At 48.9% G+C, this 12,921-nt stretch carries 9 protein-coding genes; 7 read left to right on the top strand and 2 right to left on the bottom strand.

What is annotated here, in order from left to right; translation table 11 throughout:
* The first annotated feature begins 16 nt into the window (after positions 1 to 16).
* On the top strand, positions 17 to 3,148 hold the full coding sequence (locus RQP52_RS30305) for a beta-galactosidase (protein ID WP_315955281.1): 3,132 nt from the start codon (positions 17 to 19) through the stop codon (positions 3,146 to 3,148).
* A gap of 61 nt (positions 3,149 to 3,209) precedes the next feature.
* Here RQP52_RS30305 and RQP52_RS30300 read toward each other — a convergent pair whose 3' ends face one another.
* Positions 3,210 to 3,446: an AbrB/MazE/SpoVT family DNA-binding domain-containing protein gene (locus RQP52_RS30300; RefSeq protein ID WP_127457910.1), complete on the bottom strand. Its 237-nt coding sequence runs from the start codon at positions 3,444 to 3,446 to the stop codon at positions 3,210 to 3,212.
* A 264-nt stretch (positions 3,447 to 3,710) separates the two neighbouring features.
* Between RQP52_RS30300 and RQP52_RS30295 the strand changes: the two genes are divergently transcribed.
* From RQP52_RS30295 to RQP52_RS30285, 3 genes are all read left to right on the top strand, one after another.
* Positions 3,711 to 5,027 (top strand): ABC transporter substrate-binding protein, encoded by a 1,317-nt coding sequence (locus RQP52_RS30295; RefSeq protein WP_315955280.1) that lies wholly within the window; start codon positions 3,711 to 3,713, stop codon positions 5,025 to 5,027.
* An 82-nt stretch (positions 5,028 to 5,109) separates the two neighbouring features.
* Positions 5,110 to 5,901 (top strand): Nif3-like dinuclear metal center hexameric protein, encoded by a 792-nt coding sequence (locus tag RQP52_RS30290; protein ID WP_315955279.1) that lies wholly within the window; start codon positions 5,110 to 5,112, stop codon positions 5,899 to 5,901.
* 49 nt (positions 5,902 to 5,950) lie between these two features.
* Complete coding sequence (locus tag RQP52_RS30285) at positions 5,951 to 8,017, top strand: alpha-glucuronidase family glycosyl hydrolase (protein WP_315955278.1); 2,067 nt, start codon at positions 5,951 to 5,953, stop codon at positions 8,015 to 8,017.
* Between the two features lie 200 nt (positions 8,018 to 8,217).
* On the opposite strand, the gene RQP52_RS30280 is transcribed toward RQP52_RS30285, so the two are convergent.
* The gene (locus tag RQP52_RS30280) at positions 8,218 to 8,847 is read right to left on the bottom strand and encodes a hypothetical protein (RefSeq protein WP_315955277.1); all 630 of its coding nucleotides are present in this window, start codon (positions 8,845 to 8,847) and stop codon (positions 8,218 to 8,220) included.
* Between the two features lie 361 nt (positions 8,848 to 9,208).
* On the opposite strand from RQP52_RS30280, the gene RQP52_RS30275 reads away from it, so the two are divergent.
* The 3 genes from RQP52_RS30275 to RQP52_RS30265 all read left to right on the top strand — a co-directional run bounded on the left by RQP52_RS30275 (position 9,209) and on the right by RQP52_RS30265 (position 12,874).
* Positions 9,209 to 10,171 (top strand): carbohydrate ABC transporter permease, encoded by a 963-nt coding sequence (locus RQP52_RS30275; protein ID WP_315955276.1) that lies wholly within the window; start codon positions 9,209 to 9,211, stop codon positions 10,169 to 10,171.
* Entirely contained in the window at positions 10,168 to 11,010 is an 843-nt protein-coding gene (locus tag RQP52_RS30270; protein ID WP_315955275.1) for a carbohydrate ABC transporter permease, read from the top strand. The genes RQP52_RS30275 and RQP52_RS30270 overlap by 4 nt, the downstream gene beginning before the upstream one ends.
* Positions 11,011 to 11,116: 106 nt before the next feature.
* The gene (locus tag RQP52_RS30265) at positions 11,117 to 12,874 is read left to right on the top strand and encodes a cache domain-containing sensor histidine kinase (protein ID WP_315955274.1); all 1,758 of its coding nucleotides are present in this window, start codon (positions 11,117 to 11,119) and stop codon (positions 12,872 to 12,874) included.
* Positions 12,875 to 12,921: the final 47 nt, after the last annotated feature.

The raw sequence follows: 12,921 nt of genomic DNA, 5'->3' as shown, positions 1-12,921 counted from the left end.
AACGGGAGGTTTCAAAATGGGTGACTGTGTAATTTTTTATGATGCAGCGTTTCCTTATGAAGGCACTCGGCCGGACAGCCGCAGTCTAGAAGCATTGGCACAATTGGGCCGGATTGTAGGTGCCGAGGAGCTATCGGAAGCCTTACTGCAAGGTACAGCTGACAATTTTCTTCATCTCCATGGGAGGTACTTTCCAAAAGCAGCTTGGGAAGCAGTAATGTCGCATGTTCGCAGAGGGAAAGGCCTGCTTCATCTCGGGAGCGCGCCATTTCGAGTGCCGGTTTATCCAAGCAACGAGGGATGGACAGTGGAAGCAGAGCAAACCGGATACCATCAGCTTTTGCAGATCCACGAGGTGCTTCCAGTCGACCCGGCACCGATAGCCCGTTATGCGGCTCATTCGGATCTGCCTTTGCTCGCCGGCAAAGAGGCGTTGTTTCAAGTGCAGCCAACGGTTGGTCTGGCGCTTCACGTAACTCGCGCGGATGATCATCCGGGTCAGGTTGGCTCGAGCGGACCGATGGACGCCCACCTTTTGCCGCTGCTGAAGGGAATTTCTCCAGAAGGCCGCGAAGTTGCAGCGCCAATCGTGCTGCTGGAGAACACGAAGGGTGATTTTGCAGGCGGACGCTGGATTTTCGCCAACTTGGTGACGGATGATGCCTTCTGGACACAAGGGGGAGCGGAAGTGTTGAGGGACTTGGCTGCCTTTACGGCGCGGGGGGGAACCGAAATTTGGTTCAAGCCGAATTACGCCTGTTATGATCCCGGTGACCGAGCGGCATTGACCATCCAATTGCAAACGCTTGCCAATCGCGAAGCAGCTGTTTCGGCTAATACGTCGTGGACATTCCATGTTCAAGTGAAGAAAGACGGCGTTTCGGAGCCGTTATGGTCAACTTCTGTTCAAATGGAGGCATCCCGCGAGCTGACTTATAAAAAAATGAATGTGCCGGTCGATCTGGAGCCCGGATATTATTCGGCAGTTTGTACAGCCATTGCCAATACAGGAGAGACGCGTTTCTACCAGCAGGGTTTTTGGGGATATGATACGGAGCTGCTGCGCGAAGGAACACCGCTTTCCTGCGATCGCGACTATTTCATTAAAGATGGGCGTCCGCTGCCGATCGTTGGCATGACCTATATGACGAGCGATGTGGCTCGGAAATTTCTTTTTCTGCCTAACGTATCAGTCTGGGATAAGGATATCGCACAAATGGTCAAAGCAGGGATTAACCTGCTGCGTACAGGGATTTGGTCCGCATGGCGCCAAGTGATGTTCGTCGATGGCCATCCCTATGAAGAAGTGCTGCGTGCCATTGATGCCTTCATTTTGACTTGTAAAAAGCACAACATCGAAGTCACGTTTAATTTCTTCGCTTTTACACCGGAGCTGTGGGAGGGTGTCAATCCTTATCTGGATCCGCGCAGCGTGGAAGCTCAGAAGCGATTTATTTCGGCCATCGTGTCGCGCCATAAAGAAACAACGAATGTCCATTGGGATTTGATCAATGAGCCGTCCATGTTTAACCCGAATAAGCCATTTTCCGGGCCGCAATCCGCTCAGGACAAATTTGAGAAAGCAGCGTTCACCGCATGGCTGGAAAACCGTCACGGCGATATTCGCAAGCTGCAGGAGCGTTGGAATATGACGCCAATGGAACTGCCTGATTTTCAAAGCGCAAAACTTCCCGATGTGTCGGAAATGAACATGAAGACGACCGAAATGCTGGAGAAAAAAGGCGGACCATGGCTGGATTATACGTATTTTACGATGGATATGCATAATCGCTGGGCTAGTGAATTAATTGCGACCATTCGCAGCATCAATCCTGCTCATTTGGCAACGGTCGGTCAGGATGAGGGACTTGGTGCACTGCGCCCATCACCATTTTTCTATGCGGAAGTAGTGGACTATACGACGGTTCATACCTGGTGGCTAATGGATCAGTTGGTGTGGGACGGTATTTTCTCCAAAGCGCCGGATAAGCCGAGCCTGATTCAGGAAACCGGCATCATGTATATAGAAACAGCTGATGGACGCGCAAAACGTTCGGAACATGAGCTGCGGAACATTCTGGAGCGCAAGTATGCGTATGCCTTTTCGACGGGTGGGGCGGGCGCTGTGCAGTGGATTTGGAATATTAACTTCTATATGAACAATATTAATGAATCGCACATCGGTGCGCTGCGAGCAGATGGCACGGAGAAACCGGAAGCGGATGTTTCCTATGATTTCGGCGCTTTTATGGGCCGTATTCGGGATTTGTTTGTGGACCGTCAGTTGGAGGAAGTCGTGGCTATTTTCCCTTACTCCAATGATTTTTCAACCAGAAGATTAGCTGGCGAAGCCACTTCCAAGCTTACTCGTACGCTGGCGTATTCAATGAATGTGCCTTTCCGTGGCATGGGTGAGTATCAATTGGATGCTTTGGAGCACAATCCTCCCAAGCTGATTATTGTTCCTAGTGCTCACAATTTCAGCGATGAAGCATTGGAAAAGCTGACTCAGCATGTGCGCACGCATGGCGGAACGCTTTTATTCACAGGACCGCTTGGACTGAATGAATACTGGACGCCAGTATCGCGTCTGACGGACGTGGTTGGCGAAACGGTGCTAAGCAACATTTTGCGGGAAGAAATGATGGTCTTGAACGGTAGCCAGTATCCTGTCTCTTTCGGCGGCGCCCGAATTTCACAAGCGAACAAAGAGATCGCTCTCTCCGAAGGTGAGGATGAGAACAACGGATGGAGCTCCGGGCACGGAACCACACGGCGTTATGCGCTTGGCAAAGGGCAGCTCATCTGGTGTCCGCTGCCGGTTGAATTAAATGAGCGCGGTGAAAGCATAGAAGCGTTGTACAACTATGCATTGGCGGAAGCAGGCGTATCAGAGGAAATGACGTGGGTGAAAGGCGGGCAACTGCCGGGCGTTTACGGACGCAAGTTGAGCTTTGCCCAAGGTTCATTGTATATTTTCGTGTCGGAGTACAGCGTAGATACAGCGATCGAAGTGATAGATCCGGCTACCGGCCGAAGTTATGCCTTTGAACTTGAGTCGGAGCGTACCGTTATGTTCGCGACAGATCGGGAAGGCGCATTATCAGCTGTTTACCGTCCGAATCAAGTGGTCGTCAACGTGAAATAAATAAAATTGCCTCTGCTCCGCAGCAGCTGATGACAGTCAGCTAAGCGGACAGAGGCTTTTATTAATTGATTTCCTCAACGCAGGAGCTACAAACCATTTTACCTTTGAAATAGGTCATATCCTCGAAATTACCGCAGAATACACAAGCGGGCATATACTTTTTCAAGGTGATACGTTCCGGATCGACATAGACTTCAATTGCGTCACCAATATCAATGTGCAGCGTTCTCCGAAGCTCAATCGGCAATACGATGCGCCCTAACTCGTCAACTTTTCTTACAATCCCCGTTGATCTCATGCTAAACAGCCTCCTGGACATTTTGAGTTTAATCGTTTCATTAATTGATAACTACTCTTATTCCACATTTGAACTTGAATTCCTTTTATTTACTCGAACGTATTATGTTAAACTTTGCATAAGTATTGAAAGATGCCTATAATGTTGATCAATATCGGGCAAATTTAAAATAATTCGTGCATCTCTCTTATATAAAGCCTAATCCACTATTGGTACTATAAATGTAAGCAAAACATCACTGACGAAGTAGGGGGATTACACAAGATGATTAAATGGAAGCGTTCTCTAGGCGTTGTGCTAGCGACCGCGTTGGCTGGGTCTCTAGTAGCCTGTGCAAACGGCGGCAATACAAATAGCAAGGCAGATTCACAAGGCACAACGACAGCAACAACCGCTGCGGCTTCGAATGAGCCGGTGAAATTACGCATTATGTGGTGGGGGGCTACGGTTCGCCACGAAGCGACACTCGCTGCATTGAAATTGTACACGGAAAAGCACCCGAACGTTACTTTTGAGCCTGAGTATTCCGGTATTGACGGCTATTTGGATAAGCTGTCTACGCAAGCAGCTGCGAATAATGCGCCGGATATTATGCAACTTGATCCAGGTTGGATTTCGGATTGGGCGGGGCGCAATCAATTGGCGCCACTGACAGGTGTGGATGTGAGCAAAATTGATACAAAAGTATTGTCCGGTGGACAAGCTGGGGGCAAGCAGTATGCGATGCCTTTAGGTTCCGTAGCCTACGGGATGATCTACGATAAAGCTGCTATGGATAAGCTTGGTTTGAAAGCTCCGGAAAACGGCTGGTCATGGGATAATTTCTTCGCACTTGCGAAAGAAGCAAAAACGAAGCTTCCGGAAGGTCAATACTTCACGAAGGATTATGCCGGTGACTACTTCGCTTACTCCGCATTCCAATATGCAAAAGGTAAGGGCATGGTCGTATCGGATACGGGGAAATTCAATGTGGATCAGGCTACTTTCTTAGAGTGGACGCGTAATTTTGACGAGATGCGTAAGAATGGCATCGTGCCTCCTGCGGATGTGAACTCCTCTGATAAAGAGTTTGATCCGAAAATGGATTTGATGGTTAACGGTAAAATCTTGTTCCGCATGGGCTTTTCCAGCAACTATGGCTCTTGGGATAGCTTGAAAAAAGGCGCTTATGCACTTGTTACAATGCCTCGTACGGTTGAAGCGGGCGGTTGGTTGAAACCATCCTTGTACTTGGGTGTTTCCGCAACATCGAAGAAAGCGGAAGAGGCGAAAAAATTCGTGGATTGGTTCGTCAACGATCCGGAAGCTGCAAAAATTTTGACAACCGTACGCGGTTTGCCAGTAAATAAAGACATTGCCGCATCCTTGGAGTCCAGTATGAGCGATGTTGATAAAATCGGATCTGCGCTCCTGCACGCTACCGAGAAAGACGGTCAAACCTGGAATCCAGGCGTGAAAGGCTGGACGAACTATATCGATAAAGATTGGCCGCTTGTTCGCGATCAACTGAGCTTTGGGAAATCAACGCCTGAGCAAGCTTTTGAACAACTGAAAGTGGCTGCACAAGCCTACGAAAAATAAGGCAAAAACGAGTCCGGGACATGCCTGTTCCGGCTCTTGTTTTTTTGCTGTGTAACTCGGGAGCGGAAGGGGACTTATAGTTATGGCGATTCGCGTTCAAGATATCCTGAATCAGTTAATGGAGCCGGTTGGACGGCTAGAGGTAACGGTTGATACGCTGAAGTCGGGTGACCCCTCAATGGAAGTGAAGGGTATTGCGACGACGTTCATGGCAACCCATGATGTCATTCAAAAGGCTGTTGAAAAGGGTGTGAATTTGCTCATAACGCATGAAGGCACCTTTTATCATCATCATGACCAAATAGGGCATCTCGTAGATGATCCAGTTTATCAAGCGAAGCAAAAGCTGATCGAGGATTCCGGGATTGCGATTTTCCGCTTCCATGATTATTGGCATCGATATCGGCCGGATGGGATCATGATCGGCTTAGTTCAGAGCCTGGAATGGGCGCCCTTTGTAACGGAAAATAGACCTGCGGCTACGCTGCTGACGATTCCGTCAATAACAGTGAAGGAGCTTGCCCTATATGTGAAAAATAAGCTGGGTATCTCTTTCGTGCGAGTTGCCGGCGACGGGTCAATGATTTGCACGCGCATCGGCCTGCTAGCGGGGTATAGAGGCGGAGGCGGCATGGCCATTCCTCTCTTTCAGGAAGAGGTGGATGTGATCATTGCCGGGGAAGGCCCCGAATGGGAAACGCCGGAATATGTGCGTGACGCTGTGCACCAAGGCAGGAAGAAGGCTTTCATTGCACTCGGACATGCGGAAAGCGAAGAACCGGGCATGAAATATTTGGCGGAGATGGTGGCCGCGTTATTTCCGAGTCTCCCCGTACATTTCATTTCGGAAGATCAGGTTTTTGAAGTGATGTAATCCATAAAAATATTAGAATAATCATGACAGGGAGAGGAAGATTTTTCTCATGAGCGATACAACGACACAACAAACCGGCTACCAGGCTTGGCTTGAATACCACCCGATTGCGCTGAGCGAGGTTCAACAATATGCCGGTTACAGCGGAATTGTTTGTACGGAAAAGGAAGAAGCAATTCAATCGGCTGTCCAAGAACTCTCCCGCGGCATCAGTAAGATGCTAGGCAAAGAGCTTGCTGTCTCTGAAAATGACGAAGGCAGAGTTGTGATTGCGCTGGGCACATTTGGCGGAGGTAATTCGCTAATAGATCGCACTTTTGACGAAGGGGCTCGATCAGCTGTTAAACCTGAAGGGTTTGCGATCAAGACGGATCAAGCGAGCGGAAGTCTAGTTATCGGTGCTTCGTCAGCGTCCGGTGTTCTGTATGGCGTCTTTCATCTGCTTCGACTTATCAGCACTCATAAATCCGTGAACAAGTTAGATGTTATTGAAAATCCAGTGAACATGCTGCGTATGATAAATCAATGGGATAATATCGATGGTAGTATTGAACGGGGCTACGCAGGAAAGTCAATTTTCTTTGAAAATAACCGGATCACAACGGATCTGACACGCGTTCGCGATTATGCAAGATTGCTGGCTTCTTCGGGGCTCAATGCGATTTCCATCAACAATGTGAACGTTCATCACTGGGAAACGAAGTTTTTGACTGGTGAGTACCTGCCGGATGTTGCTAGGGTAGCAGGTGTATTCCGTTCGTACGGCATCAAGCTGTTCTTGAGCGTCAACTATGCCAGTCCGCTTGAAATTGGCGGCCTATCAACGGCTGATCCTCTTGATCCTGCTGTACGCGAATGGTGGTGTGTTAAAGCAGCAGAAGTGTACGCCGCGATTCCGGATTTCGGCGGCTTCCTGGTGAAGGCGGATTCAGAGAACCGCCCAGGGCCGTTTACGTATGACCGCGATCATGCGGACGGCTCGAATATGCTGGCGGAGGCGCTTAAGCCTTACGGCGGTATTGTCATTTGGCGCTGCTTCGTCTATAACTGCAAGCAGGATTGGCGTGACCGGGCGACCGATCGGGCGCGGGCGGCGTATGATCATTTTAAACCGCTGGATGGAAGATTCATGGATAATGTCATTCTGCAGGTGAAAAATGGCCCGATGGATTTCCAAGTGCGGGAGCCTGTTTCTCCGCTGATTGGCGCCATGGAAGCGACGAATCAAATGATTGAATTCCAGATTACACAGGAATATACCGGGCAGCAGCGCCATTTGTGCTACCTCGTTCCACAATGGAAAGAAGTCCTTGATTTCGAGACTTACGCGAAAGGTGACGGCTCCAGTATTAAACGTATTGTCGATGGTTCTCTGTACGGCAATCGATTCAGCGGTTTTGCCGCTGTCTCCAATATCGGAAACGACACCAATTGGACAGGCCATTTGTTGGCGCAAGCGAACCTGTATGGCTACGGCCGGTTGGCGTGGAATCCGGAGCTGTCCGCGGAAGAGATCGCGGAAGAGTGGATTCGCATGACGCTTGGCGGGGATGAGAAGCTGGTGAGCGCAGTTATGGGGATGCTCATGGACTCATGGAGCATCTATGAAGCGTATACGTCGCCACTCGGTGTGGGCTGGATGGTGAATCCAGACCATCACTACGGTCCGAACGTAGACGGCTACGAGTACTCGAAGTGGGGGACGTACCACTTTGCGGATTGTCATGGCATTGGCGTCGACCGAACCAAAGCAACGGGGACAGGCTATGCTGCGCAGTACAAAGGCATGAACTACGACATCTATGAGTCGGTTGAAAACTGCCCGGATGAGCTGCTGCTGTTTTTCCATCACGTGCCGTATACGCATGTGCTGCACTCCGGCCAAACCGTGATTCAGCATATTTATAACACACATTTTGAAGGCGTGGAGCGGGCTGAGCAGCTGGTGGCTAAGTGGGCTAGCCTGGAAGGAAGCGTGGGCGAGCTGGTGCACAAGCAGGTAGCGGATCGTCTCGCAGAGCAGGCAGCCCATGCAAAAGAATGGCGCGATATGATCAACACGTATTTCTTCCGGAAAAGCGGTATTGCGGATGCGTTAGGGAGAAAGATTTATTGAGATCAGTTAGGGAGCAGCGTGTTTGGCTGCTTCTTTTTTTATGTGGATGTTGGTTCAGTGGCAAATAGTAGGAGCGCAGCTTTCAAAAGTAATCTATCGCCTCCCGAGCTAGTTCGTATCGGACAATTCGTTCCCTGCTTCCTCCATAAGAAGGGCGAAGAGATCGCGACAGCTCTATGGCTAGTCGGATAACCTCTTTTTCAGCAAGCTGTGCGCGTGAAACGGGGGGGGCTGGGTTGATATTTGCTTAGCATCATACGAAGCAAGGTGATGCATAGGTCTGGGCGCTGCTCGATATCGTCATAAGCAAAGGAAATGACATGGAAATCCATGGCATGAAGAAATGTCTCGCGATTCAACTCGTTGCAGTACTTTTGCCTGTCCATGTCCCGCACTTGAGAAGCGTAGCCCTTGATCTCAAAGATCAGCTTCACGTATCCCGGCAGCCAAGCAAAGTCTGCAAAATAAGATCTTCCCCGCCAATCCAGTGCTTCGTATTCAGGGTGAAGATTTTTGAAGCTGCCCCTGAGAGGCCACCAGACGTTCCTTAGAAACAGTATTTCGGCATGTTGGTGCCCTCTTTCCAGTCTGCCCCGGCGCTCTCCGGATCTGGTATTGATATGTTGGTGAATAAATGTTGAGTGTGCTTCATCAAAAGTCATGTTCACAAACCCTTTGGCGGAAATAAAAAAACGCCCCGTACCCATTCGTAGGAATGGAACGGGACGTGCTTCGTCACTTGTTTTCATTATAGAACAAATGTTCGCCATTTGCAAGGTGTTTTGGAGATATTGACGGTCCGATAAAACTGCACCGAACTTCTTCGTCATATCTGGAGGTAAATGGATATTATACCGCTAATTTAACCGAGGCAGAGGCTGGGAAGGAAACAACTGAAAAAACTATATCTAAATCGGCGATAATGTGAGATCGTGCCCCGATTCGCTCGAAATAGCTGTAGAAATTCCAGTTCCTGGCGCGAAAATGGGGCTGAAGGCGGGATTTAGTAGGAGTTATCGGCGTTAATTGCAAGGGGGAAACGGGAAGCTCTGCAGGGGGATACGGGAAGCTCCCCCCTCTTTTCGGGATATTTTAAAAGAATTCGATGATTCCTCTCATTTAGTCCCTGAAGCCAAGCCTTTATACTTGAGATATACAAGTTAAACAGACTAACTGCAGAGGTGAACTTACATGAATCGTTCCACAGCCGTTGCCGTGAAAGCCGCTGCGAGCACGAAGAAACGCCGTTCTTTCCTAAGTCGCTGGGACGCGCCAATTGCGGGATATTTATTTATTTTACCGTGGCTGCTCGGATTTTTCGGGCTTACAGCGTATCCCATGTTCTTATCGTTGTACTACTCCTTCACTGACTATACGCTGATGGAACCCATTAGTTGGGTCGGATTTCATAACTATGAGAGAATCTTCACGGCAGACGCGAAGTTTCTACAATCCGTAAAAATCACGTTTTTCTACGTGCTGGCCTCCGTACCTTTGAAGCTGGCAGCGGCTCTACTAGTCGCCTTACTGCTGAACAAAGCAATGAGAGGAATCTCCGCTTACCGTACGGCCATTTATTTTCCGTCCCTGATTGGGGGCAGTATCGCGGTATCCTTGCTGTGGCGGAACATTTTCGGCGTCGATGGTATTTTCAATGAAATCCTCGCGAAGTTCGGCATCCAAGGAATTGGCTGGATTACTAATCCGAGTACGGCCTTGTGGACGCTTATTTTATTAACCGTATGGCAATTCGGATCCTCGATGGTTATTTTCCTGGCGGGACTCAAACAAATCCCAAATGATCTGTATGAAGCTTCCGGGGTAGACGGAGCGAACCGATTTGTGCAATTTTTTAAAATTACACTGCCGATGCTCTCACCAACTTTATATTTCAACTTGATTATGGGTGTCATTAACGCGTTTCAAATGTTCACGTCGGCTTACGTCATCACAAATGGCGGTCCGATGAACTCGACTTACGTCTATGCCATGTACTTATACGAGAGGGCCTTCAGCCGTTACCAATTGGGGTACTCATCTGCACTGGCCTGGATCATGCTTATTATGATTGTTATCGTGGCGGCTATTATTGCGGGCACCTCCAAATACTGGGTATTTTACGAAACCGATACAGGAGGTAAAAAGAGCAAATGACGATCAAATGGAATCAAGCTGTCCGTCACTTATTCATGATTGCCTTCAGCTTATTGATGGCTTATCCGGTCCTTTGGTGGATCGGCGCATCGCTCAAATCCAATAGTGAATTGAGTTCACCGAACCTATTTCCTACCACACCGCAATGGAGCAATTTTGTAAAAGGCTGGAATTCGGTTCCGGGACATTCGTTTACCGACTTTTATCTCAACACGTTCGGATTAGAAATTGCCGTTCTTGCCGTAACATTTATCTCCAGCACGCTTGTCGCGTTCGGTTTCGGCAGACTGAATTTCCCGCTCAAAACCTTCTGGTTCTCACTGCTTATGGTCACGTTGATGCTTCCAGGGCAAGTGCTCATCATTCCGCAGTATGCGATGTTCCATCAGTTAGGTTGGGTGAATACGTACCTGCCGTTTATTGTTCCTCATTTGCTCGCTAGCGGCGCGGGTGGAACGTTCTTCGTCTTCCTGCTCATCCAATTCGTACGCGGTATTCCCAAAGAACTGGATGAATCGGCGAAAATAGACGGCTGCTCCTGGTTCGGTATTTACTGGCGAATTGTGATGCCGCTTACGAAGCCGGCGATTGTTACGGTTATGATTTTCTGCTTCCTTTGGAACTGGGATGATTTCTTAGGGCATCTGCTCTATATTAACTCGGTCGATAAGTATACGGTCGGTCTCGCACTTCGGATGATTAATGATTCCCAGTCCGGTCAAGAGTGGGGCCAACTGCTGGCGATGTCGCTTGTATCGATTGTGCCTGCGACACTCGTCTTCATGTTCCTGCAGAAGTACTTCGTCGAAGGGATTGCAACGACGGGCATTAAAGGATAAGATGAAAAACAAATAAGGAAGCCATAGAACGGTAAAGCGACGAAGCAGTTTCGTTGTTTTACCGTTTCTTTCGCCTAATCGGATACTGAATGGGAGCGAAGACCGCATGACGAATCCTTTCAAAAAGTTTAGAATCGATCACCTGTTTTTCCGCAGTTTTGCCGGATTTATTATCGTTGTATTGGCTTGCAGCGTATGGGCCAGTTATAGCATTTCGTCCAAAGAGCTTGCCCAAACAACGTTTCAATATCAACAGAAGCTGCTTGATGAGCTGAATAACGAAATTACGACAAGGCTTGTTACCATTGAACAAATCTCTTTATCTACATCGCGCGACAACGAGCTCATTACCTTCCTGGCTAATAAGCAAGATGAGTTCGATCGTTATCGGAGATCAATTGGCGTTGAGAAGGCGCTTGCGAACTTGACGTATTCCATTCCGCTCATCCAAGGCATTGATTTGTATATGAACCGACCGCTTGAGGGCGATGCCAAGAGCTACATCCAGTTCCGGGACATGGCGGATTTGGATAAGCAGTCCTGGTCAGCGCTGTTGACGGGCAATGATTTTACATGGTCGATCGAGCATTTAATTCCCAGTTTTCAAGGCGATGTGCCGGTCCTGAGTTTTGCCAGAAAAATAATGTATGACGATAAATACTTAGGTGTGTTAGTCATCCACGTGAAAGCGGATCAGATTAGAAGTTTGCTGGCGGGGCATTCTTCGGAAACGAACCGGATCATGATTGACTCGCGGGGAGAGCAGTTTCTAAAGATTGGTCAGATCCCGGATCATAATGAACTGTCCAAATGGATGGAAGGCGGAGTGAAACAGAAGCAATCGGGTTTTGTGCGCACCAAAGGCAGCAGCGAAGCGGGCGATTCCCTCTTGGTTTACTCGAAGCTGCTCGATTCTACCTGGACGCTGGTTGAAATCACACCTTGGCAGCAAATTACCGCAGGCAGTATCAGGCTGGCCGAAGTCATCGGCATCATTGGTATTGCAGCTGTCCTGCTAACGCTGATTTTGACGCACTTTTTGAGCCGCCAGTTCACGAAGCCCATCAAGAAACTCGTGAGCGCAATGGGCGTCTATTCCGTAGGCGGTAATAATGTGGAGCTTCCAGTCGACTATCAAAATGAGTTCGGCTACTTGTTCGCCGGATACCGCAAACAGAACGAGCGAATCGAGGAGTTATATCTCTCTTTGCAGCGCAGGTACGAACAGCAGCGCAAGGCGGAAATTGAGGCGCTGCAGGCGAATATTAACCCGCATTTCCTCTACAATACGCTGGATCAGCTGAATTGGATGGCGATTGAGGCGGGGCAGGATGAGATTAGCCGTATTTTGGAGTTAATGGGACGTATGTTTCGGATTGGCCTCTCGAACGGGGACAGCTTTATTACGATCGGCGAGGAACTTATGCACATCGAGTGTTATTTGGAAATTCAGCAGCTGAGGTGGCGAACAGGGCTCGAGTATGGCATCGAGGCGTCCCCGGACCTCCGCAACCTGTTCATCCCGAAGCTGACACTGCAGCCATTTGTGGAAAATGCGATTGTTCATGGCTTTAACTCACGCCGTCAAGGTCACATTCAAATTCGACTGGTGGACTCGCTGAATAACATTCAGATTATCATTGATGACAATGGAGTCGGGCTTCAGCAAGTGGTGGAAAAGAAACATAAACGCCATACAGGCGGTTATGGTATTCGCAATGTCAGAGAGCGAATTGCGGGATATTTCGGTGGCGAGTACGGCATTACGCTGCAGGAACGGCCAGAAGGAGGAACGCGTGTCGTCATCGTGCTTCCCCGTCTCGCTCAGCCACCCGTGAAGGATCAGCTGGAGAAAGCGGAGTAGTTCGTAGTATTTTAAAATAAATCGTTCAATCCTCTCATTTCAAAGAT

The sequence above is a fragment of the Paenibacillus violae genome (assembly GCF_032461945.1).
Lineage (GTDB): Bacteria > Bacillota > Bacilli > Paenibacillales > NBRC-103111 > Paenibacillus_E > Paenibacillus_E violae.
The sequence above is the reverse complement of the archived record's forward strand: the minus strand, read 5'-3'. Positions and strand labels throughout refer to the sequence as shown.

What these genes read in the sequence shown, in the direction of transcription:
- RQP52_RS30270 (WP_315955275.1), top strand. Translation starts at nt 10,168, where the DNA reads ATGACGATCAAATGGAATCAAGCTGTCCGTCACTTATTCATGATTGCC.
- RQP52_RS30265 (WP_315955274.1), top strand. Translation starts at nt 11,117, where the DNA reads ATGACGAATCCTTTCAAAAAGTTTAGAATCGATCACCTGTTTTTCCGC.
- RQP52_RS30285 (WP_315955278.1), top strand. Translation starts at nt 5,951, where the DNA reads ATGAGCGATACAACGACACAACAAACCGGCTACCAGGCTTGGCTTGAA.
- RQP52_RS30290 (WP_315955279.1), top strand. Translation starts at nt 5,110, where the DNA reads ATGGCGATTCGCGTTCAAGATATCCTGAATCAGTTAATGGAGCCGGTT.
- RQP52_RS30295 (WP_315955280.1), top strand. Translation starts at nt 3,711, where the DNA reads ATGATTAAATGGAAGCGTTCTCTAGGCGTTGTGCTAGCGACCGCGTTG.
- RQP52_RS30275 (WP_315955276.1), top strand. Translation starts at nt 9,209, where the DNA reads ATGAATCGTTCCACAGCCGTTGCCGTGAAAGCCGCTGCGAGCACGAAG.
- RQP52_RS30300 (WP_127457910.1), bottom strand. Translation starts at nt 3,446, where the DNA reads ATGAGATCAACGGGGATTGTAAGAAAAGTTGACGAGTTAGGGCGCATC.
- RQP52_RS30305 (WP_315955281.1), top strand. Translation starts at nt 17, where the DNA reads ATGGGTGACTGTGTAATTTTTTATGATGCAGCGTTTCCTTATGAAGGC.
- RQP52_RS30280 (WP_315955277.1), bottom strand. Translation starts at nt 8,847, where the DNA reads ATGACGAAGAAGTTCGGTGCAGTTTTATCGGACCGTCAATATCTCCAA.